The organism is Streptococcus sp. HMSC064D12 (assembly GCF_001837205.1).
Lineage (GTDB): Bacteria > Bacillota > Bacilli > Lactobacillales > Streptococcaceae > Streptococcus > Streptococcus salivarius_D.
This window is the reverse complement of sequence record NZ_KV831755.1, coordinates 30,070-52,436: the sequence shown is the minus strand read 5'-3', so window position 1 is coordinate 52,436 and position 22,367 is coordinate 30,070. Positions and strand designations below refer to the sequence as shown.

Below are 22,367 nucleotides of genomic sequence, written 5' to 3'. Positions count from 1 at the left end.
TTTGACTTATGTATTATCTTACAATTTCGCAGCGGCTGCCTCATCTAGGATAAGAGTCACATCTGGATGATTTTGCAAGACACTAGCTGGGACTTCCTCTGTCACCGGACCCTTGGCCATCTTGAAAATGGCATCTGCCTTCTTGTCACCATAGGCAAACAAGATAATCTTCTTAGCAGCCATAATAGAAGCAATTCCCATCGAAATAGCCTTCGTAGGGACTTGATCACGACTGGCAAAGAAACGACTATTGGCTTCAATGGTGCTATCAGTCAAGTCAACCACATGAGTTTGACTATCAAAAGGCGTACCTGGCTCATTAAATCCAATGTGCCCATTACTTCCGATTCCTAGGATTTGCAAGTCAATGACATGGTGTGCCAAGACGTCATCGTAATCCTTAGCCGCCTGCTCCAAGTCCTCAGCCATGCCGTCAGGCAAGAAGCTCTCCTTAAATGGCTTGGCATCAAAGAGTTGAGCCTTCATAAAGGCATGGTAGCTCTGCTCATGGTCTGGTGCTAGTCCGACGTACTCATCCAAATTGACGCTGTAAAGCTCTGAAAAATCCACGTCACTCTCAACCATCTCTTGGTAAAGAGCGATAGGTGAACTACCTGTCGCCAAGCCCAAGGTTTGAGCACCCGCTGCAAGGCTCTCTTTAAGAAGATCAAAGGCAACTTGGCCTCCCTCAACTTGATTCTTAACTAAAATCTTTTTCATTCTATTCACCTCGATATTGGTATATACCATTTTCTTTATTATCTCTTTTTTTAACCTTTTTGTCAAGCGCTTTCACTCAACTCCTTTAATGACTGTCATCCTATATCGTGCTATAATAAAAAGGCTGAAAATTTTTAAACGAGGAAACAAATGAATACAAACGATTTTGATTTTGAACTACCAGAGAAACTAATTGCCCAAACCCCATTGGAACAACGTGATGCCTCTAAACTCTTGGTCATTGATCCTGTAACCAAGGAAATGACTGATACCCACTTCGACCACATCATTGACCAGCTTAACCCTGGCGATGCCTTGGTCATGAACAATACGCGCGTGCTTCCTGCCCGTCTCTACGGTGAAAAGCCTGATACCCACGGCCATGTGGAATTTCTCCTTTTGAAAAATACCCAAGGGGATCAATGGGAAGTTTTAGCCAAACCAGCCAAACGCCTTAAAGTAGGTGCTAAAGTCAGTTTTGGTGATGGACGCTTGACCGCCACTGTTACTGAGGAACTAGATCACGGTGGACGAATCGTAGAATTTAGCTACGATGGTATCTTCCTTGAGGTTTTGGAAAGTTTGGGTGAGATGCCATTGCCACCTTATATCCATGAAAAATTGGAAGACCGCGACCGTTACCAAACAGTCTATGCCAAGGAAAATGGCTCTGCCGCTGCTCCAACAGCTGGTCTCCATTTCACTCCTGAATTACTTCAAAAGATTGAAGCCAAAGGCGTAAAATTGGTCTACCTCACCCTTCACGTTGGACTAGGAACCTTCCGACCTGTTTCTGTTGAGAATGTTGACGAACATGAGATGCACTCTGAGTTTTACACTCTCAGCCAAGAAGCTGCCGATACCCTCAATAGTGTCAAAGCTGCTGGAGGTCGCATTGTTGCTGTTGGAACAACCTCTATCCGAACACTAGAAACAATCGGCAATAAATACGATGGCAAACTCCAAGCCGACTCAGGCTGGACCAATATCTTTATCAAACCAGGCTACCAATTCACAGTCGTAGATGCCTTCTCAACCAACTTCCACCTTCCAAAATCAACCTTGGTGATGTTGGTTTCAGCCTTTGCTGGCCGTGAATTCGTCCTTGATGCCTATAAACACGCCGTCCAAGAGCGCTACCGCTTCTTCAGTTTCGGAGATGCCATGTTCGTCACACGACGTGCTGAGAAATAATATTGATTTTGAGACTTTTCCCTATAGGAGAAGTCTCTTTTATTGATCTCCACATTCAGAAAAAATCCACCAGTTATGAACTGATGGATTTTTTGTTTATTTCTCCGCAAACTGGCTATTATACAAGTCGTAATAGAAACCTTTGTCTGCAAGGAGGGATTCATGGTTTCCTTGTTCGATGATTTGACCATCTTTAAGGACCAAAATCTTGTCTGCTTCTTGGATAGTTGATAAACGGTGAGCGATGACAAAGCTTGTTCGACCTTGCATAAGGGTCTTCATGGCCTTTTGAATCAAGAGTTCCAGACGGGTATCAACTGATGAAGTTGCCTCGTCCAAAATCAAGATTTTTGGATCAGCCAAAAGCGCACGGGCAATGGTCAAAAGCTGCTTTTGTCCCAGTGAAATGTTGCTAGATTCCTGGTTCATTTCCATGTTATAACCGCCAGGCAAGGTACGGATAAAATGGTCCACATTGGCAGCCTTAGCAGCTTCAACGATTTCTTCGTCAGTTGCCTCAAGATTACCAAAGCGAAGATTTTCTTTGATAGTTCCCTCATATAGCCAAGCATCCTGAAGCACCATACCAAACTGTTTACGATAATCTTGACGTGACAGGTGACGAATATCATGACCATCCACTGAAATAGAACCAGCCGTCACATCATAAAAACGCATGAGGAGGTTGATAATGGTTGATTTTCCAGCACCGGTAGGACCGACAATTGCCACCATTTCACCAGGATTGACTTCAAGATTAAAGTCACGAATCAGAGGTTTATCGGCAACATACTGGAAGTCTACATGCTTAAAGCTAACTTGACCAGTCAAGTCTCCTTCAAGTACTTCAGTGACATCATTCGCCTCGTCTGGTTCATCCATCAGTTGGAAAATACGGTCCAAAGAAGATTTAGCACTCTGCAATTGTCCAGCCAACTGAGTCAAGTTCTGAATGGGTTGGTTAATCTGCCAAACATACTGAACAAAGGCCTGCATGTTACCAATCGTCAAACGACCAGCCAAAACTTGCAAACCACCAAGAACAGCAACAATCAGATAGGTCAAGTCAGATAAACCATTAAGGACAGGCATCATGAGTCCTGAAATGAAATTGGCCTTAAAACCTACCTTCTGAAGGTCTTCCGTGATTTCTTTAAAGTCGTCCAAAGACCTATCCTCACGGCCAAATAGCTTAAGAACGTTGAAACCAGTCAGATTTTCCTGAACAAAACCGTTAAGGGCACCTAGGGCATCAGCCTGCTGCTTAAAATAGGGCTGAGACTTACTCATGATAAAGCGAGCACCAAAGAAAGTAATGGGAATAGTGATGACAACTATAGCTCCCAATTGAAGATTAAGATAAAGCACTGTCCCGATAACCAAGGCCAAAGTGAAGACCGCATTAACTACCTGCAAAAAGGACTGCTGCAAGGCATTCGAAACTGTCTCGACGTCACTGGTAAAGCGTCCCAAAAGGTCCCCAAATTGATGCTTGTCAAAGTATGACACTGAGGTACGATTGATTTTCTCAGTCATCTCATTACGCATATCCTGAACCGTTGCCTGCACGGCATTGGTCATAAAATAGTTGGAATAGTAAGAAGCCAACTCATAAATAAGACCACGCAAGAGATAAAAGATCAGAACTACACCAACATAGGAAACGTTGATATGAGCACCTTCCACACCCTTGAACATGTCCAGTGTATTTTTAGTCAGTTCCGTAATGGCTAATCCAATCACCACAGGTTCGAGAACACTCATGATGACACTAACAATTTTCAGGAAAATAGCTAGGTAAAGTGGCAAACGATAGGCCTGCAAGTATGACCAAAGACGGCCAAAACTTGAGGAATGAGTTGTTTTCTTTTTATTATTCTTCATTTTGACCTCCTTCTAATCTTCTGTAAGACTCTTTTGATTCAATTGAGAATTGGCAATTTCACGATAAATCTCATTGCTTTCCATGAGTTCTTCGTGACGGCCACGACCAACGATTTCACCCTTATCCAGAACGATAATCTGGTCAGCATCCATGATAGTTCCCACACGTTGAGCCACGATCAAGACTGTCGCATCCTGAGTCACTTCTTTCAGACGGCGGCGCAAGGTCGCATCTGTCTTGTAGTCCAAGGCAGAGAAGGAATCATCAAAGATGTAGAGGTCAGGACGTTTAACCACTGCACGTGCAATTGACAAACGCTGCTTCTGTCCCCCAGAAAGGTTGCTGCCACCCTCAGCCAAGTGAGAATCATAGCGTTCTTCCTTGCTTTCGATAAATTCCTTGGCTTGAGCCACATCCGTAGCTTGATTCAATTCTTCATGACTGGCATTTTCCTTACCATAACGAATATTTTCACCGATGGTTCCTGTAAAGAGCAGGGCTTTTTGTGGAATAAAGCCAATCTTACGACGAAGAGCCTTAAGATTATAGTCACGAATATCCACACCATCAACAAGAATGCGTCCAAGTGTTACATCATAAAAGCGTGGAATCAACTGCACAAGTGATGATTTCCCTGAACCCGTAGATCCAATAAAGGCAATGGTTTCACCGGGTTTAGCTTTGAAAGAAATATTGTGTAGGACAGGACTCTCAGTTTCACCAGGATAAGCAAAGGTCACATTGTCAAACTCCAAATATCCCTTAGTCTCAGTCTCTGTCACTCCATCTTCATTTGGATTGATAGAAATAGGCATGTCCATAATTTCCTGCAGACGCTCACTAGATACCGCCGTACGAGGATACATGGTAAAGAGGTTGGCTAGGAAAAGGAAAGACAATAGCGCATGGAAACTGTACTCAATAAAGGCAACCAAATCCCCGATTGCCAAAGTCCCAGAACCCAGTGGCTCGAGGGCAAACCAAACAATAGCCACAATCATGGCGATGATGATTTGCACAAAAAGTGGCTCAGTCAAACCAGTTAATTTAAAGAGTTTGTTTGAATTATCCGCATAGACAGCGTTTTCAGAAGCAAACTTCTTCTCTTGAAAATCTTCTCTAGCGAAAGCTCGAATGACACGAAGTCCAGTCAGATTTTCACGAGCGTACTGGTTAATCTTATCGAGAGTTGCCTGTTGTTTCTCAGAAAGCGGACGCGTTTTTACCGCCACATACCAGACTACTACGGCTAGGAAAGGCAAGGAGATTGCCACAATCCAAGCCAAAGATGGACTTGTCGTCAAAATCAAGAAGACACTGGAAACCATCATCAGAGGAGTAATGACACCCATCTTAAGAATCTGTTCTGCAAATTGCATGAGAACAAAAGCATCAGATGTAATACGAGTTACCAAAGAAGATACCCCAATCTGCTCGTACTCATGGTGGGAATACTCCTGAAGCTTAGCGTAAATGTCATTACGCATGACCTGCACCATGGTAGTAGTCAATTTACCAACCGCATAGGACAGAAGTATACGACCAACAATCCCAGTCAAAACTACACCAAACATGACCCAAGCATAAGCGTAAAGCTTATCAACATCACCACGGTTTATTCCCTCATCAATCATTCTGGCAAGAACCGTCGGCAGACCCAGGTTAGCAATAACAAATAAAATAGCCGCCGTAAAATTCATTGCTAGCCACTTAGGATAACGTCTGAGATAAGACCAAATATAAGCCATAAATTTCTCCTTTTCTTTTTAACATTTACCATGCCTTTAGGATTTTTATAGTTATTTACAACCACCAAAGCCGAAAAAGACACAGAAAAAGGGCGTGACAAGCACGCACATTACCTACATTCTAACAAATGAAAATATTAAAAGCAATAGAAAAAACCAGAGCTTATGCCCTGGTTTTCTTTATTAAGCGACTTGATATGTTCACGGATAAAAAGAGGTTCACCAAGTTCCTGCTCCAAATCTTTTAACTGACGACTGAGTGTCGGCTAAGTAATCATCAGCTTCTCAGCTGCCTTGGAGATACTCCCCTCCTCAGCAATAGTAATAAAATAACGAAGCACTCTTAACTCCATGCCATCCTCCTAATTTTCCTCATAAGATTTAAACGGTTGATTCTTCTCAGGATATCGGTCTGGTGTAATGGCGAGTCCCATTTGCTCTTTTTCGTGATATAACTCTTTCATAAGCGACCACATCATCAACACTAGTACTATAGAAAATGGAAAAGCGACAATAATGAGCGTATTTTGTAAAGCTGTCAATCCACCAGAAAACATGAGTGCAATAGCAATCAAGGCCAGCATGACACCCCAAATCACCTTTTTACGATTACTTGGATTTAGATTGCCATCTTCAGACAACATGGCCAAAACATAGGTGGCAGAATCCGCCGAGGTCACAAAGAAGGTTAAAACTAAAATAATTGCCAGGAGTGAAAGGACACTTCCCAGAGGATATTCATTAAAAGAGGCAAAAAGAATTTCTTCTGTGGCAAAACGTATCAAATTAACCCCCGAATCTTGTAGTGAAGTAGATAAGGTACCAAAAGCAGAAAACCAGATAAAACTAAGGACTGTTGGTGCCAAAAGCACTACTGTCAAAAATTCGCGAATAGTCCGACCTTTTGAGATACGGGCAATAAAGACGCCCACAAAAGGTGACCAGGAAATCCACCATGCCCAGTAAAAAATGGTCCATTGGTTAATCCAAGCCCGCTTGGTCTCATCAAAAGCCGCCGCCCGAAAACTCATACGGAAGAAGTTTTGAAAATAAAGGCCGATAGAGTCTGTCATGGTGTCAAATATCTTAACCGTTGGCCCCAAAACTATGACTCCAGCAAGCAAGACAATAGCTAAAATCAAGTTTGTATTAGATAGGATTTTAACACCCTTTCCTAAACCTGATAAGGCAGAAATAAGAAAAAGAATTGTCGCAATGATGATAATGATGACTTGCACAAGACTATTATTAGGAATACCAAAGACATAGGAGAGACCACCATTGATTTGTGAGGCACCAAAGCCGAGCGTTGTCGCTACCCCAATCACTGTCGCAATAATGGTGATGGTATCGATAATGGTTGCTATTGGTCCGTCCGCATATTTTCCAAAAAGAGGCTTAAAGACGACTGAGAGCTGATATTTCTCCCGTTTACGAAAGCCAAAATAAGCCAAAGACAATCCCACCAGGGCATAGACCGCCCAAGCATGAAATCCCCAGTGAAAAAAAGTAAAACGAAAAGCATCTGCGAGAGCATCCGCACTGCCTATTTCTGCATTGGGCGTCGAGATAGCAAAGTGACTCAAAGGCTCTGCTGCCCCATAAAAGACCAGACCAATCCCCATTCCAGCAGAAAACATCATGGCAATCCATGACGTCGTCGAATGCTCTGGCCGACTCGTGGGATTACCCAAGCGAATCTGCCCTATCGGACTTACAATTAAAAAGACACAAAAAATTAAAATCCCCGTAACCAATAACAAGTAAAACCAGCCAACACTAGTTGTTAAGAGATTTTTTAAGTAAGAACTAATATTTTGAAACTGCTGGGGAACAAAGAGCCCTAACAAGACTAAAATAAATATGATGACGAGTGAAAGCTGAAAAACTTTTGTTATTTTAGAATGCTTCACCATTTTACCTCCTTATGTGTTCTTAGTTATAAAAAGTTTTTGAGAAAACTTAAAATTCTATATGGTTTCATTGTAACACAATTGTTTAATTTATACATATAACAACCGAATACATCCAACATATTCGCACCGTATTCTTCAAATATTTGACTAATCTTTTGAGAAAGAGATCCCTTTTTCTTTTGCAATATTCTTGATTTTAGCTTTGAAACTATTAGCATTTGAAAATTTCACGACAAGACCTCCACATATGATTGTAGTTTTTCGGTTACTTTAAATAGTTGTGCATAGTGATACAACTTGGCATAATCAACAGCTCCTTTTTTAAAGTGAGCTTGAAAAGCTGGAGCAATAACTTGAATATCGACATGATAAGCTGTTCTCAAACACTCCACTAATGTTCGTTCCATATCATATCCTGAGATAAACTGTCCAGCCTGTCGCTCCAGTCTAATAATACCGATTTCATGATACTTTCTAGCGACAATTGGCTTGACACCAGCTTCTTTCATTGGCCTCGTATTTGTCCCGAAAGGAAAAGTCATCACAGGCTCAAATGGAATGGTAAGGGACAGACCATGTAACCAAAGTGCTGTTTCTAAGGAATAAATTCCTTTTGGAAAACGGTACTGTAAACTAAAATAGTCATCGATATAGGTATCTGGCAGATGATAGATACCTCTTTCAATTGATTCCACTTTCCCTTTTGAGACTAATTGATTCAGTTGTTGATAAGAAAAGTTAAGCTCTTCCATATCACGAAAAGTTATTACTCCATGATTATTTTTAATATAATTATAAACGGGTTTCTCTAACAAATCCATATCACCACCTCCAAAACAATATGCTAACAAATCAAGTCATTGTTAGCATATCCTTTTTTATTTCGTCGTATACGCAAAACTCAAGTTACTATCCACTCCAGATAATTTACGGAAGGTATAGTTTGGATTGCCATTGTAATTGGTTTCGGAGATAAGGAATGAGCCATTTGGGTAGAGTTTTTCGACGAAAGCCACATGTCCGTATTCTGCTGGTGTGCCATGTCCTCCTCCCGCAAAGGAAATAATAGCTCCTGCTTGTGGACTTGTCCCTGTCTCCCCACCGAGACTTGCGGCTGTTCGTACCCAATCTTGGCCATTGCCCATGGTACTGATAATTGGAATCTTCTCACCGTTTTTTCCTTTGAGTTTTAGACCCAGTTGGTTAATACGGGCTGCGACTCCCCAAGTACATTGGCCGTAAGCGTAACCCATACCATCACCACCTCCTGGAATAGAGTTTTCAAAAAGGTCTCCTCGTACAGCTTCAAGTGCTTTTAGATCACTTTGTGCTGTCCCGCCGTTGGGTTGACTAAAGCCTTTTTCAATTTGGTAATACCACTCACTGGCTCGTGTCTGACGTTCAAGTAGTTTATCACCACTATTTCCTTCCCAGTAAATGAGAAAGAGTTGGGCGATATTTTGCAAGATTGGTACTAGACTCATATTCCAAGAGCTAACTGTTGAGGTTTATTCGGCGAAGTCTGGGATTTCTCCGACATTAGCAAACTCATCCAAATAGCTTCTAACATGGATAGGCAGTTGCCCTTTAAAGTCCACATCAGCCTGTCTGGTCAAAGTGGAGAAAACCATAGAGAAAAATAAAGCAGATAGAAAACGAAAGGTAGTATCATTATCTGGAATAACAAGATAGACCATAGTCTTCTGAGTGCCCCACGTTTTCAAGTCCATAGAGTCTTTTTGCGTCAAATCAATCACCGATTGGATATTAAAAAGGGTAAACTTCGCTGTTGTGACCGCAATCACCAAATCCAACGTCTTATCCTTATAGTATTGAAAATCTGCCCAGTTTCTCATGGTAAAGTTCTCGTGACCGTATTTTTTAGCGTAATCTTCAAACAAGACTTTTGGGAGTTTATAATAACGCTCTGATGTCTGAAATTGATTAGCAGTAATACATTTCATGATTATCCCTCCGAGACTAAAATTCCAAAATTCCCGAATTCATCAAATCAGATTAAACCTGTTTGTTCCATTTCATTTACCAGTTGAGTTGCTTTTAGATTATCAACTCCCATGATGGTCATGATATGGCTTTTCACGATTTGACGTGATGACTGTTCTTCCTTTTGCATAATTACCTCCGAAACGCAAAAAAAAGGGTAGACACTAGATTGTCTACCCCCGAAAGTTTATTAAAACAAAAATCCTGCCAAAGAATTTTTGGCAGGAAACCAAATCAATTTATCAGTTTCTCATAATCGCTTATCGTAAAAAAAAACCAGAGCTTATGCCCTGGTTTTCTTTATTAAGCGACTTGAGTCGTTACCTTATTATTTAAGAGTAACTGAAGCTCCAGCTTCTTCAAGTTTAGCTTTAAGTTCTTCAGCTTCAGCTGCAGCAACACCTTCTTTAAGAACTGATGGTGCACCGTCAACGATAGCTTTAGCTTCTTTAAGACCTTCGCCTGTGATTTCACGTACAACTTTGATAACGCCAACTTTTTTGTCGCCTGCAGATGTCAATTCAACGTCGAATGAATCTTTAGCAGCACCAGCGTCAGCAGCACCAGCTGCAGCAGCAGCTACAGGAGCAGCAGCAGTTACGCCAAACTCTTCTTCGATAGCTTTTACAAGGTCGTTCAATTCAAGGATTGAAGCTTCTTTAATTTCAGCAATAATGTTTTCAATGTTCAATGCCATTGTGATTTCCTCCAAATGTGTTTTTTAATATAATTTTTTAAACGTAGCTTAGGCTACGAGTTGTGAAGATGGGCTTACGCAGCACCGTCTTCTTTGCTTTCTGCAACCGCTTTGACAGCGTATGCAACGTTGCGCACTGGCGCTTGAAGTACAGAAAGGAGCATAGAAAGCATACCTTCTTTGTTTGGAAGTGATGCAAGAGCGTTGATTTCTTCGACTGAAGTGAACGCGCCGTCAACAACACCACCTTTGATTTCAAGAGCTTCTGCGTCTTTAGCAAATTCGCTAATAACTTTCGCTGGTGCGATAACATCTTCGTTTGAGAATGCTACTGCAGATGGACCAACGAAGAGTCCTTTAAGGTCTTCAAGACCTGCTTCTTCAGCTGCACGAGTCAAGATTGAGTTTTTGATAACTTTAAATTCAACGCCTGATTCACGAAGATTACGACGAAGAACTGTATCTTGGTCAACTGTAAGTCCACGAGAGTCAACAACAACGATAGATGCTGCAGCTTTCATTTTCTCAGCGACAATCGCAACCTGTTCAGCTTTCTTAGCAATAATAGCTTCACTCATTAGTAGTTTTACCTCCGTTTTTATTTTTGGGCTAGGCACAAAAAAATCGTACCTAAACCTAGACACGAAAGTACAATACGTTCCAAAAAATAGTTACGTTTTGTGCCTCGGTTGGATGTTTATGAGTTTAACTCCCCAACTGTCTTAGGTCAGTTTTTCAAACCTCATTTATAATATCATGACCTAAATCAGACGTCAAGAAAAAAATGCAAATTTTTTTATTTTTTTTGAAAAGCATAAAACCTCTCAAAATCCAAAGATTTCAAGAGGTCATTTCTAATCGTATCTAAGGGCTTCGATAGGATCGAGTTTTGAAGCTTTATTAGCCGGTAGGAGACCAAAGATAATCCCTACAGCTGCTGAGAAGGCTATGCTTCCCATGGCTACACCAAGAGAAACCGTCGCTTTAAGATTCATAGCACTTCCAATCGGCCCAACAACTAGGGCAGCAAAACCTAGACCAATCAGACCACCCAAGATGGTCAGAACCATGGATTCAATCAAAAACTGAGTCAAGATTTTACGGCGTGTGGCTCCTAAAGCCTTACGAAGACCAATCTCTCGTGTCCGCTCAGTTACCGAAACTAGCATGATATTCATAACACCGATTCCACCAACTAAGAGTGAAATCCCAGCAATAGCTCCGACAACGGTAGTAATGGTTCCAAAGATTGTGTTCACCTGATCTAAGGTCGAGCTCATATCTGCTGCCTTGTACTCCCCGTTATCATCTTGGGCCAACTGGGTCAAGCGTTTGGCAGCATCCTTAGCAACACTGCTACTATTTTTCACATCAGTCACATGGAAAAAAATCTGACCAATAGCATCAGTGTTATTTTCAGCTGCTAACTGGGTATTGGCCACAAGAGCTGTTCCAATTTCACCATAGGCACCGATTGCTGTGTCTTTATTCTTATAAACACCAATCACACGATAATCATTTTTCCCAATAGTAACCACTTGGTTAAGGGCATCCTCATTCGTCTCAAAGAGTTTTTTAGCCACCATCTGATCAATGACAATGACTCGTGAAAAGTTTTTGTAGTCATTGTCTTGCAAGGAACGTCCTGTCAACATCTCTAACTTTTTAGCTTTAAAGTAGCCCTGGCTGGCACCTGTGATATTAACATTCTTCACAGTCTTTTTCTGGAGGGAGATAGAGGAAGTTAGGCTGTTGGTCACAAAATAACTATCGATACCAGGCGTCTGCCTAGCCACTTGCTCCAACCAAACTTCTTTAACCGGTTTGGTCGGATGTGACAGGTCCGCATAGGCAGGATCTAGCTCCTCACCCTTGGCTTCATAGTAGACTTGAACGGTATCCTTATCACCGGTCACACTATCGGTAACACTCTGACGCATCCCATTTCCTAGACCCATGATAAGTACTACCGCAGCAACACCAATGATAATCCCCAACATGGTCAGGAAGGACCGCATCTTGTGAGAACGAATAGAACTAAGAGCAAATTTCCAATTTTCCATTCTTACCTCCTAGTCTATCCGAACGCTGTCCGTTGTGTCTTGGGTGATTTCCCCATCACGGATGACAATCTTACGTCGGGCATAATCCGCAATCTCAGGTTCATGGGTAACCATGACAATGGTCTTTCCTTCACGGTTTAGCTGGGTTAAGAGATCCATAATCTGGGTTCCTGTCTTGGTATCAAGTGCACCTGTAGGTTCATCCGCCAAAATGATTGCCGGATCGTTAGACAGTGCACGCGCAATAGCCACCCTCTGCTTCTGACCACCAGATAGCTCTGATGGCAAATGATGGCTACGGTCTGACAAGCCAACTTTTTCCAAGAATTGTTGTGCCCTTTGCTTACGTTCACGTGGAGATTTCCCCGCATAAATCAAGGGAAGCTCTACGTTCTTTTGGGCACTTAACTTTGGCAAGAGAAAAAACTGCTGAAAGATAAAGCCAATCTGGTCATTTCTTACCTTGGCCAGGCGGTTTTCAGAGAGATTAGCCACATCCTCGCCCTCGAGTTGATAGGAACCTGTAGTCGGTTGATCAAGAAGTCCAATAATATTCATGAGGGTTGATTTCCCTGAACCAGAAGGACCCATGATTGCCACGAAGTCACCTTCTTCAACTGATAAGTCAATTCCCTTAAGGACCTGCAAGGACTCCTGACCATTTTTGAAAGACTTGGTGATGCCTTTTAAGACCATAAGAGCTGGCTTAGTCACTAGACTTCACCTCTTCTCCACTAGTCTCTTTTGATTTTTTGCTATCGGCATCCGTCACATCCTTTAGGGTCTCACCATCCTTGAAGAATTTTTCGGCCTTGGTGATAACCTTTTGGCCTTCTTTTAGTCCTGAGGCAATTTCTTGCTGCTTAGCATCTGCATTACCAAGTTTAACCTTGACCTGCTTGATTTTTTGACTCTCCTCATCGTAAACCCAGACGTAGTTGTCAGATCCTTTCTTGGTCACAGCAGTTACTGGAACTAACAGGGCATCATCATCTTTGGTCACTTCAAGAGATACATTGAAGCCTTGCTTGAGCTTACCAATTGGGCTGGTCAATTGAACCTTGTATTCATACTGAGAACCTGTCTGTCCTGAATTGCTAGATGTACCCGCTGACTGACTGGCATTTTGCTTAGGATAATTGGAAACATAGCTGACTTTCCCTGTCCAAGTTTGATCTGGGTATACTTTGGAAGTAATCTTAACCTTTTGACCTACTGAAATATTTGGAATGTCATATTCTGTTAAGGTCCCTTGAATCTCAAATTGGCCTTCACTGGTCACATGTACTAGGGTCTGGCTCTCTTTTGAAGCAGGGTCCACAGAGTCCGCAACCTCTACGACTGTTCCATTAACATCTGAAACAATGACCGTTTGGTTGAGGACGTCTTGTGCCTTTTCTAGCTCTGAGGCTGCGTTAGCAACGGCATCATTATAATCTTGCAAGGTTTGGTAATTACTTGCCTCGGTTTGCTGACGCTGTTGAGGGCTAACGGTAGTCGTCAAATCATCCTCATCCGAATCACTATTTGTTTGTGCTGAAGCCGCAGGAGCTGTTCCATACTGTTGGAAATAATTACGGTCACGAACTGCCTTATTATAGGCACGACTAGCCGTATCATAAGCCGCTTGGGCTGAGGTGCTGTCATATTGGACCAATTGCTGACCAATGCTAACTTCCTCACCAACAGAGACTGTCACAGTGGCATTGCGTCCAATAGTATTGTCAAAATAAACGTACTGTTCCGATTCAGCCTTCACCATGCCAGTCAGAAGGGTGGACGAGGCTAGTTGCCCCTTAGTTACCTTACTCGCTGTAGGGGACTCGGAAGCCTTATCATCTTTGCCACCACCTGCAAAAAGGTTAAAGCCTAGTACCAAAAGGACAAGGAAGCCAATTCCTCCAATGATCCAAACTCTTTTTTTATTTTTAAATAACTTTGGACTGATTTTCTTTCGCATAAGTCTCTCTTTTCTTTTGTATCATATAAATAAAACAATTGTAATACTTTTAACTTTCAGTGTCAATGGCCTTCGCTTAAATCCATGACACCATAGTGCAGCTTTTGATTGGGGCGAATCTGACGTTCAAACCCAAGTTCCTCAAAAACGGTATCTCGAAAATGCGCCTTGATGATAATTTTTTCTCGTGCGACACGCTTAGCCTCATTTAACCATTCTTCTGTCAGACGGCTGCCATTGGCCAAAGGTTTGATAGCTTGTAGATTTTCCGATTCCTTGATAGTCTCTGAAAACATAGGATCTACATAGACGATATCAAAAGAGTGGTCAGCCTGAGACTTCAAAAAGGATAAGCTATCGCTCTTAATGGTCTTAATAGACCGCATCGCTTTTTCAAGTTGCTTGTCATCTGTCTGATAAGTGGCCAGACCACGAGAAACCACCTGAAAAATCACTTCTTGACTCTCAAGGGCAGTCACCTTATTTCCCGCTGCCGCCATAACTAAACTATCGGAAGCCAGACCCATGGTCGTGTCGAGAATAGACTTGCTAGACGAACCCAAAAGATTGACTAGAGCATCGTGTGGCGCCTTGATCCGAAGAACTGCTGTATCTGGATGAAAGGACAGCTCACTGCCATCCGCATTGACAAAAGACAATCTGTCCTTATATAGAAGATAAAAAGCTCCAAATCGCTCTAAACATTTTGCCAAGGATAACTTGCGACGAGGCTGGTAGTCAGCTCCTAGCTCCAGAGCTAATTCTTGGGCACGCGCAATCAAGGTCTCATTTTCACGTAAAGATGTGGTAATAATCATGTTTCTAGTATAGCAGAATCTTAGGAAACAAAACCATAGTCTTAGCTTTCATTTTAATTTGATAGCTTACATTTGTGTAAGAAAAAAGCCCCAGCAAGGCTGAGACTCAGAACATAATTAAACTATTTTTAAATATGAAATAGATTTCGCGAACCTAGTAAGCTTATACCGAGACTTTTCGCAGTGATATAACGTCTGAAACGATTAGTTTCAGGCGTTCGGAAGTTTTGAGACTTTCGGCTCAAAACTTAGTCATGGAACTTCGCAGAAGGTCGCTGACGTCCGCCATCACTTAAGAAAAGTCTCAAAAAAAAACTTTGTCTTCAATAAAAAAGCCCCAGCAAGGCTGAGACTTTATTTTGTGATTAGATAGCTTCTGTTGTAAAGCTACGGCTTTCAAGCACACGCACCATAGCATCTGCTGTATCAAGCGCTGTGAAGAGTGGAATTCCTGCTTCAATAGCTGAGCTACGGATAGCTGCTCCGTCTTCGTCATAAGTACGTTTGTTACCAACCGTATTGATAATAGCTTGCGCTTTACCAGTACGAACAAGGGCTGGAATGTCGTTGTCGTTATTTTCACCCAATTTGTTAACAAGCGTTGCGTGAACCCCGTGTTCATTCAAGAACTTAGCTGTTCCCTCAGTTGCGTAGATACCATAACCGATAGCATCGAAGCGACGTGCCAAATCAAGGGCTTCTTCTTTAGTATCATCATGAATAGTAAAGATAACATTACCAAAGGTTGGCAAGTGAAGATAAGATGCTTCAAAAGCTTTGTAGAGCGCTTTTTCAAGAGTCGCATCTGTCCCCATAACTTCACCAGTTGATTTCATTTCAGGTCCAAGGAGGCTATCTACCTTAGCCAATTTTGTGAATGAGAAGACTGGTGCTTTGACATGGACATGGTTACTTTCTGGGTAAAGACCATCTTTGTAACCTTGCTCAGCCAATGATTTACCAAGAATCAAGTTTGTAGCAACTTGAGCCATTGGGATATCAGTCACCTTAGACAAGAATGGTACGGTACGGCTGGCACGTGGGTTAACCTCGATAACATAGACCGTTTCATCCTTAATAACGAACTGAATGTTCATCATACCGATACAGTTAAGACCAATAGCCAAGCGTTTAGTGTAGTCAGCGATAGTCTCTTGGATTTTCTTAGAAAGGGTTTGTGGTGGGTAAACTGCCATTGAGTCCCCTGAGTGAACCCCTGCACGCTCGATGTGTTCCATAATACCTGGAATCAAGACATCCTTACCATCAGAGATGGCATCCACTTCACACTCACGTCCGATGATATAGCTATCAACAAGGACTGGGTGGTCTGGACTTGCCTTAACGGCTGTACGCATGTAAGAACGAAGGTCATCTTCATTTTCAACGATTTCCATGGCACGTCCACCCAAAACGTATGACGGACGAACAAGAACTGGGAAGCCAATCTTACGAGCTGCTTCAACCGCTTCTTCTTCATTTGTCGCTGTTTGTCCTGGTGGTTGTGGAATGTCTAGGTCTTTAAGGGCTTGTTCAAAGAGGTCACGGTCTTCGGCACGGTCAAGGTCAGCAACCTGTGTACCCAAAATTTTCACACCAGCTTTAGACAATGGCTCTGCCAAGTTGATGGCTGTTTGTCCACCAAACTGAACCACGACACCCTTAGGTTGTTCCAATTCGATAACGTTCATCACGTCTTCGAAAGTCAATGGTTCGAAGTAAAGTTTATCTGAAACTGAGAAGTCTGTTGAAACTGTCTCAGGGTTAGAGTTCATGATGATAGCTTCGTAACCTGCAGCCTGGATAGCTTTTACAGAGTGAACTGTCGCATAGTCGAACTCAACCCCTTGTCCAATACGGATAGGACCTGAACCAAGAACGATGACAGATTCTTTATCAGATTTGATTGATTCATTTTCCCACTCGTAAGTTGAATAGAAATATGGTGTTGATGACTCAAATTCAGCCGCACAGGTATCGACCATCTTGTAAACAGGAACAATGTTATTTTCCAAACGTGTCGCACGAACTTGGTCGGCTGTTTGATTCCAAAGATCAGCAATCTTACGATCAGAGAAACCGTTACGTTTAGCTTCTTTCAAAACTTCAACATCGCCTACGTGAGTAGCCAATTCTTGTTCTAATTCAAAGATATGGAGCAATTTGTCAAGGAAGAAGATATCAATCTTAGTCAACTCTGACAATTCTTCAATAGTATATCCACGACGGATGGCTTCAGAAAGGTAGAAGAGACGGTCGTCTTGAGCTTTGACAATCTTTTCAACCAAGGCGTCGTCTGTGACGTCCGCAAGCTCAGACATTTCATTGTGGTAAACACCGATTTCAAGTGAACGGCAGGCTTTAAGAAGTGACTCTTCGATGTTACGACCGATAGCCATAACTTCACCTGTTGCTTTCATTTGAGTACCAAGGCGACGTTCACCGTGTTCAAATTTATCAAATGGGAAACGTGGAATCTTAGCAACCACATAGTCAAGAGCTGGTTCAAACATAGCATAAGTTGTACCAGTGACTGGGTTAATCATTTCATCAAGTGTCAAACCAACAGCGATCTTGGCTGCCAATTTGGCGATTGGGTAACCAGTTGCTTTTGAGGCAAGGGCTGATGAACGTGATACACGTGGGTTTACTTCGATAACATAGTACTTGAAGCTATTAGGGTCAAGAGCCAACTGTACGTTACAACCACCCTCAATTTTAAGGGCACGGATAATCTTCAAGCTGGCATCACGAAGCATTTGGTTTTCAATATCTGACAAGGTTTGTGTTGGGGCAAATACGATTGAGTCCCCTGTGTGGATACCAACTGGGTCAAAGTTTTCCATGTTACATACCACAAGAGCATTGTCTGCGGCATCACGCATAACTTCATATTCGATTTCCTTGAAACCAGCGATAGAACGCTCAATCAAACATTGTGTTACTGGTGACAATTTCAAGCCATTTTCAGCGATTTCACGAAGTTCTTCTTCGTTGGCACACATACCACCACCAGTACCACCAAGGGTAAAGGCTGGACGAACGATAACTGGGTAGCCAATCTCTGTCGCAAAGGCAACTGCTTCTTCAACTGTATTGACGATTTCAGATTCTGGAATAGGTTGTTCCAAATCTTCCATCAATTGTTTGAAGAGGTCACGGTCTTCGGCTTGGTCAATGGCAGACAATTTTGTTCCCAAAAGCTCTACTCCGAGTTCTTCAAGAATACCAGCTTTTGACAATTCCATTGCCATGTTCAAACCAGTTTGTCCCCCAAGTGTTGGCAAGAGGGCATCAGGACGCTCTTTACGAAGAATACGTGTGACAAATTCAAGCGTAATTGGTTCAATGTAAACCTTATCTGCGATTTCTTTATCAGTCATGATTGTCGCAGGGTTAGAGTTGACAAGGACAACACTGTAACCTTCTTCTTTCAAGGCCAAGCAGGCTTGCGTACCAGCGTAGTCGAACTCAGCAGCCTGACCAATGATGATAGGACCAGACCCGATAACCATAATTTTTTTAATATCAGAACGTTTAGGCATAATTTATGATACAAAGCCCGTTAAGGACCCAGTGAAAATAGGAAACGTGACGACGACGCCCAAGCGTCTAGTCACCGTTTATCTTTTTCACACAGTCCTTAGGGCGTGTTCACTTCCGTGAACCTGTATCTTCTCCTTTCTATTTGACAACTCTCTGGTTGTCATTAAATAAGGTAGTAGACTGGGGAGAACAAGAGTCACACCCCACTATAGTCACTAGACAGTTGCAATTAACGACGTGCTTTTTCAGCTTGGAAAGCATCAATCAATTCCAAGAACTCATCAAAGAGATAGCTAGCATCGTGTGGACCAGGTGCTGCATCTGGGTGGAATTGCACTGAGAATGCAGGGAAGTCACGGTGACGAACACCTTCAACTGACTTATCGTTAATTTCTTCGTGTGTTACCATGAGGCAATCTGGAAGTGACTCACGGTCAATGGCATAACCATGGTTTTGGCTGGTGAAATCAACACGACCAGTCGCAATTTCACGAACCGCATGGTTAAATCCACGGTGACCAAACTTCATCTTGTAGGCCTTGGCACCATTCGCCAAACTAAACAATTGGTGACCCATACAAATACCAAAAATTGGAATTTTACCTTGGATGCCACGAATCATATCAAGTGCATACGGTACATCTTCAGGGTTACCTGGACCATTTGACAACATCACACCATCTGGATTAAGGTGGAGAATTTCTTCAGCAGTGATATCATGTGGCACAACAGTCACGTTACAATCACGTTTTGAAAACTCACGCAAGATAGAGTGCTTGAGACCAAAGTCAACCAAAACGATATTTTTACCAACACCTGGTGCTGGGTAGGCTGTCTTAGTTGATACCTGCTCAATATTATTCGTTGGCAAAACAGTCGCACGCAATTGATCTTGCAAGTGCTCGATACTGTCACCAGGGCTGGCCAAAGTGGCTTTCATGGTACCGTGTTGACGGATAATCTTAGTCAAGGCACGTGTATCAATACCAGAGATACCAGGGATGTTTTTCGCCTTCAAAAACTCATCCAAGGTCATTTGGTTACGCCAGTTGCTGGCACGACGGCTAGCCTCTGACACAACGACACCCTTAGTCGTTGGCTTAATTGACTCATAGTCGTCACGGTTAACACCGTAGTTACCAACAAGTGGATAAGTAAAAGTCAAAATTTGACCATTGTAAGACTGGTCTGTGATAGATTCTTGATAACCTGTCATACCAGTATTAAAGACGATTTCACCCGTCACATCCACATCAGCACCGAAGGCCTGACCTTCAAAAATAGTGCCGTCTTCCAAAATAAGTAAACGTTTTGCCATTATAGTAAATTGTTCCTTTCACTAAGATACAAAGGGCGTTAAACATCTGAATGAAAAGCAAATCCAACAGAGAAGCTCCAGCCTCTAGGAAGATTTGTCTCTTTTCAAAGATTTAGCCCATGTTCTTTTTCGTCTGATTCTCTCAGGAATCGGTTAACGTTGTTTACGCTTTGCCATTTAAAATAGCTTCAATAATTGCCATACGGACAAAGACCCCGTTTTGCATCTGAGCAACGATACGAGCCTTAGGTGCTTCAACCAGACTATCAGCAATCTCCACATCACGATTAACCGGAGCAGGGTGCATGATAATCGCCTGATCAGCTAACTTGGCATAACGTTCTTCAGTCAAACCATAGAGAGCATGGTAGTCTTCTTTTGAAAATCCTTTGTCATCCCCATGACGCTCGTGCTGAACACGAAGCAACATGAGAACATCCAAGTCCTCAATGACGTCGTCAATGGCCACATGCTGACCATAAACATCAAACTCATTCGAGTACCACTCTGCAGGACCAGCAAAATAAAGCTGAGCTCCCAAACGCTTGAGAATCTGCATATTTGACTTAGCGACACGCGAATGCGTAATATCACCTGCAATACAAATCTTAAGATTTTCAAAGGTTCCAAACTCTTCGTAAATGGTCATCAAGTCAAGCAAACACTGACTTGGGTGTTGCCCTGAACCATCACCACCATTGACAATAGAGGTCTGAATAGTTCTACTATCAATCAACTGCTTGTAGTAATCGACTTCCGAGTGGCGGACCACACAGATGTCCACGCCCAAAGCAGACATGGTTAAGATCGTATCATAGAGGGTCTCACCCTTGTTCACCGAGCTAGTTCCAGCATCGAACTCAATCACATCCAGGCCAAGTTTTTTCTCAGCTACCTCGAAGGACTTGTGTGTTCGTGTTGAATTTTCAAAAAAGAGATTGGCAGCGAAATACTGTCGATCCAGCTGGAAATCAGCTCTGCCATTTTTAAAATCTCCACCTCGACGAATCAGGCCCAAGACCTCTTCATTCGTGAGGGTTTCCATTGTCACCAAATGTTTCAGTGACACTTTTCCATCTGCAATCGCCATAGTTTTTCCTTTTAAATTGATTGACTAATCTTTGCTACCTTTTTTAGGATCTGGCAAAATTTGGTAAAGCAAGATACCAAGAATGGTTGAACTTGCCACACCCGTAATTTGAAGACCACCAAGGTCAATCATCAAACCACCGATACCAGATACCAAGATAACACTAGCAATCAAGAGATTCTTTTTATTATCAAAATCAATCTTATGTTCAACTAAAATTTTCAAACCGCTAGCAGCGATAACCCCAAAGAGGGCAATAGATAATCCGCCCAATACAGGAGTTGGAATAGAATGCAAGAGTGCTGATAGCTTACCAATAAAGCTCATCAAGACCGCAATCACTGCTGCGCCCGCAATAACGTAAACTGAGTAGACCTTACTGAGGGCCATAACCCCAATATTTTCACCATAAGAAGTTACCGGAGGAGCTCCAAAGAACCCAGCGATAATCTGTGCCAAACCATCACCAGTAAGGGTGTGGTCAAGTCCTGGATCTTTGAAGTAGTCACGCTCAGTCAAACTGTTTAGAACCATGACGTGACCAAAGTGTTCGGTCATCGTCACAAAGGCAATCGGAGCCATGGTCAAAATCGCACTTGGATAGAGCTTAAAGCTATAATCCACAAATGGAATATCAAAGTTTGGAACTTGAATCCAATGTGCCGCCGCTACCTCTGAGAAATTGATAAAACTATGTCCTGTCAGCAAACCAAGAACCGCTGAGAAAATATAGCCCACAATTAAACCAAGCAAAATTGGGATGACACCGACAATCTTCTTGCCATACATGTTAAAGAGGATAACCGCAAAGAGAGTGACCATCGAAATCAATAGAGCATAGATACTATAGCTTTTATTTAAAGTTGTCGCATCATTGACTGCATTGGCTGCAAGGTTCAAACCAATCACCATGATAATGGGACCAACCACGATTGGTGGAAGGACCTTATCAATCCAGTCTTTACCCGCATACTTAACAATCAGAGCCACAAGCAAGTAAACCAAACCACCAGCCATGGCACCTTGAGCGACCGCTGCAATTCCATCAGTCTTCATAAGTGTCTGCATAGCCGCAATATAGGCAAAGCTAGACCCCATGTAAGCTGGAATTTTGTACTTGGTCACCGTCAAGTGAGCCAAAGTTCCCAAACCAGATGAGAAAAGAGCAATAGCGGGATCAATCCCAACCAAAATCGGCACAAGCACCGTCGCACCAAACATGGCAAACAAGTGCTGGAATGACAAACCAACCAATAAACCAGGTTTTGGCATATCATTCACATCATATTTTACGTTATTCACGATATCAAAGGACTCCTTAAATTAAGATACAAAGGGACGCTTTGGCTTAGCCAAACATTTCTGTAGAAAAATAGGAAGTCGACACCGCACTCCCAAGAGTGCTAGG

At 42.4% G+C, this 22,367-nt stretch carries 17 protein-coding genes, 2 pseudogenes and 1 other annotated feature; of the genes and pseudogenes, 1 reads left to right on the top strand and 18 read right to left on the bottom strand.

The genetic code is table 11. From position 1 onward, the window contains the following. Window positions 1–18: 18 nt before the first annotated feature. The gene (locus HMPREF2697_RS07790) at window positions 19–720 is read right to left on the bottom strand and encodes a glucosamine-6-phosphate deaminase (protein ID WP_070847538.1); all 702 of its coding nucleotides are present in this window, start codon (window positions 718–720) and stop codon (window positions 19–21) included. Window positions 721–870: 150 nt separating this feature from the next. Between HMPREF2697_RS07790 and queA the strand changes: the two genes are divergently transcribed. Further along, window positions 871–1,914 carry a tRNA preQ1(34) S-adenosylmethionine ribosyltransferase-isomerase QueA gene (gene queA, locus HMPREF2697_RS07785; protein ID WP_070847540.1) on the top strand — a complete coding sequence of 348 codons (1,044 nt, stop codon included), beginning with the start codon at window positions 871–873 and terminating at the stop codon, window positions 1,912–1,914. Between the two features lie 96 nt (window positions 1,915–2,010). Here the strand turns inward: queA and HMPREF2697_RS07780 are convergent, their stop codons facing one another. The 17 genes and pseudogenes from HMPREF2697_RS07780 to HMPREF2697_RS07705 form a co-directional block, all read right to left on the bottom strand. Then, complete coding sequence (locus HMPREF2697_RS07780) at window positions 2,011–3,798, bottom strand: ABC transporter ATP-binding protein (protein ID WP_070850252.1); 1,788 nt, start codon at window positions 3,796–3,798, stop codon at window positions 2,011–2,013. 12 nt (window positions 3,799–3,810) lie between these two features. Beyond that, complete coding sequence (locus HMPREF2697_RS07775) at window positions 3,811–5,547, bottom strand: ABC transporter ATP-binding protein (RefSeq protein WP_070850249.1); 1,737 nt, start codon at window positions 5,545–5,547, stop codon at window positions 3,811–3,813. 197 nt (window positions 5,548–5,744) lie between these two features. Next, window positions 5,745–5,900 (bottom strand): annotated as a pseudogene (locus HMPREF2697_RS10705) (LysR family transcriptional regulator); the annotation flags it as partial. A gap of 9 nt (window positions 5,901–5,909) precedes the next feature. Next, a complete protein-coding gene (locus HMPREF2697_RS07770) occupies window positions 5,910–7,463 on the bottom strand; it encodes a BCCT family transporter (protein ID WP_013990980.1) in 1,554 nt (517 codons plus the stop codon). A 227-nt stretch (window positions 7,464–7,690) separates the two neighbouring features. Beyond that, the gene (locus tag HMPREF2697_RS07765; RefSeq protein ID WP_070850247.1) at window positions 7,691–8,284 is read right to left on the bottom strand and encodes a type IV toxin-antitoxin system AbiEi family antitoxin domain-containing protein; all 594 of its coding nucleotides are present in this window, start codon (window positions 8,282–8,284) and stop codon (window positions 7,691–7,693) included. A 57-nt stretch (window positions 8,285–8,341) separates the two neighbouring features. Continuing rightward, window positions 8,342–9,418 (bottom strand): annotated as a pseudogene (locus HMPREF2697_RS10700) (CHAP domain-containing protein). 56 nt (window positions 9,419–9,474) lie between these two features. Next, window positions 9,475–9,597, bottom strand: a complete 123-nt coding sequence (locus HMPREF2697_RS10695) for a hypothetical protein (protein WP_002269975.1) — start codon at window positions 9,595–9,597, stop codon at window positions 9,475–9,477. A gap of 198 nt (window positions 9,598–9,795) precedes the next feature. After that, window positions 9,796–10,164, bottom strand: coding sequence for a 50S ribosomal protein L7/L12 (gene rplL / locus HMPREF2697_RS07750; protein WP_070850243.1), 369 nt, complete (start codon window positions 10,162–10,164; stop codon window positions 9,796–9,798). Window positions 10,165–10,238: 74 nt separating this feature from the next. Continuing rightward, complete coding sequence (gene rplJ, locus HMPREF2697_RS07745; protein WP_004183007.1) at window positions 10,239–10,742, bottom strand: 50S ribosomal protein L10; 504 nt, start codon at window positions 10,740–10,742, stop codon at window positions 10,239–10,241. A 31-nt stretch (window positions 10,743–10,773) separates the two neighbouring features. Beyond that, window positions 10,774–10,909: a sequence feature (ribosomal protein L10 leader region), on the bottom strand. Window positions 10,910–11,018: 109 nt separating this feature from the next. Beyond that, a complete protein-coding gene (locus HMPREF2697_RS07740) occupies window positions 11,019–12,227 on the bottom strand; it encodes an ABC transporter permease (RefSeq protein WP_049545140.1) in 1,209 nt (402 codons plus the stop codon). Between the two features lie 9 nt (window positions 12,228–12,236). Then, window positions 12,237–12,923, bottom strand: coding sequence for an ABC transporter ATP-binding protein (locus HMPREF2697_RS07735; RefSeq protein WP_207185601.1), 687 nt, complete (start codon window positions 12,921–12,923; stop codon window positions 12,237–12,239). Between the two features lie 10 nt (window positions 12,924–12,933). Next, window positions 12,934–14,187 (bottom strand): efflux RND transporter periplasmic adaptor subunit, encoded by a 1,254-nt coding sequence (locus HMPREF2697_RS07730; protein ID WP_070850238.1) that lies wholly within the window; start codon window positions 14,185–14,187, stop codon window positions 12,934–12,936. 62 nt (window positions 14,188–14,249) lie between these two features. Continuing rightward, window positions 14,250–15,005, bottom strand: a complete 756-nt coding sequence (locus HMPREF2697_RS07725; RefSeq protein ID WP_070850236.1) for a class I SAM-dependent methyltransferase — start codon at window positions 15,003–15,005, stop codon at window positions 14,250–14,252. 365 nt (window positions 15,006–15,370) lie between these two features. Beyond that, on the bottom strand, window positions 15,371–18,550 hold the full coding sequence (carB, locus tag HMPREF2697_RS07720; RefSeq protein ID WP_070850234.1) for a carbamoyl-phosphate synthase large subunit: 3,180 nt from the start codon (window positions 18,548–18,550) through the stop codon (window positions 15,371–15,373). A 230-nt stretch (window positions 18,551–18,780) separates the two neighbouring features. Then, window positions 18,781–19,869: a carbamoyl phosphate synthase small subunit gene (locus HMPREF2697_RS07715; RefSeq protein WP_002885900.1), complete on the bottom strand. Its 1,089-nt coding sequence runs from the start codon at window positions 19,867–19,869 to the stop codon at window positions 18,781–18,783. A gap of 163 nt (window positions 19,870–20,032) precedes the next feature. Further along, a complete protein-coding gene (locus tag HMPREF2697_RS07710; protein ID WP_002890256.1) occupies window positions 20,033–20,959 on the bottom strand; it encodes an aspartate carbamoyltransferase catalytic subunit in 927 nt (308 codons plus the stop codon). Between the two features lie 24 nt (window positions 20,960–20,983). After that, on the bottom strand, window positions 20,984–22,261 hold the full coding sequence (locus HMPREF2697_RS07705) for a uracil-xanthine permease family protein (RefSeq protein WP_045769018.1): 1,278 nt from the start codon (window positions 22,259–22,261) through the stop codon (window positions 20,984–20,986). Window positions 22,262–22,367: the final 106 nt, after the last annotated feature.

Coding starts and splice junctions, on each gene's coding strand:
- HMPREF2697_RS07790 (WP_070847538.1), bottom strand. CDS start 720: ATGAAAAAGATTTTAGTTAAGAATCAAGTTGAGGGAGGCCAAGTTGCC.
- queA (WP_070847540.1), top strand. CDS start 871: ATGAATACAAACGATTTTGATTTTGAACTACCAGAGAAACTAATTGCC.
- HMPREF2697_RS07780 (WP_070850252.1), bottom strand. CDS start 3,798: ATGAAGAATAATAAAAAGAAAACAACTCATTCCTCAAGTTTTGGCCGT.
- HMPREF2697_RS07775 (WP_070850249.1), bottom strand. CDS start 5,547: ATGGCTTATATTTGGTCTTATCTCAGACGTTATCCTAAGTGGCTAGCA.
- HMPREF2697_RS07770 (WP_013990980.1), bottom strand. CDS start 7,463: ATGGTGAAGCATTCTAAAATAACAAAAGTTTTTCAGCTTTCACTCGTC.
- HMPREF2697_RS07765 (WP_070850247.1), bottom strand. CDS start 8,284: ATGGATTTGTTAGAGAAACCCGTTTATAATTATATTAAAAATAATCAT.
- HMPREF2697_RS10695 (WP_002269975.1), bottom strand. CDS start 9,597: ATGCAAAAGGAAGAACAGTCATCACGTCAAATCGTGAAAAGCCATATC.
- rplL (WP_070850243.1), bottom strand. CDS start 10,164: ATGGCATTGAACATTGAAAACATTATTGCTGAAATTAAAGAAGCTTCA.
- rplJ (WP_004183007.1), bottom strand. CDS start 10,742: ATGAGTGAAGCTATTATTGCTAAGAAAGCTGAACAGGTTGCGATTGTC.
- HMPREF2697_RS07740 (WP_049545140.1), bottom strand. CDS start 12,227: ATGGAAAATTGGAAATTTGCTCTTAGTTCTATTCGTTCTCACAAGATG.
- HMPREF2697_RS07735 (WP_207185601.1), bottom strand. CDS start 12,923: ATGGTCTTAAAAGGCATCACCAAGTCTTTCAAAAATGGTCAGGAGTCC.
- HMPREF2697_RS07730 (WP_070850238.1), bottom strand. CDS start 14,187: ATGCGAAAGAAAATCAGTCCAAAGTTATTTAAAAATAAAAAAAGAGTT.
- HMPREF2697_RS07725 (WP_070850236.1), bottom strand. CDS start 15,005: ATGATTATTACCACATCTTTACGTGAAAATGAGACCTTGATTGCGCGT.
- carB (WP_070850234.1), bottom strand. CDS start 18,550: ATGCCTAAACGTTCTGATATTAAAAAAATTATGGTTATCGGGTCTGGT.
- HMPREF2697_RS07715 (WP_002885900.1), bottom strand. CDS start 19,869: ATGGCAAAACGTTTACTTATTTTGGAAGACGGCACTATTTTTGAAGGT.
- HMPREF2697_RS07710 (WP_002890256.1), bottom strand. CDS start 20,959: ATGGCGATTGCAGATGGAAAAGTGTCACTGAAACATTTGGTGACAATG.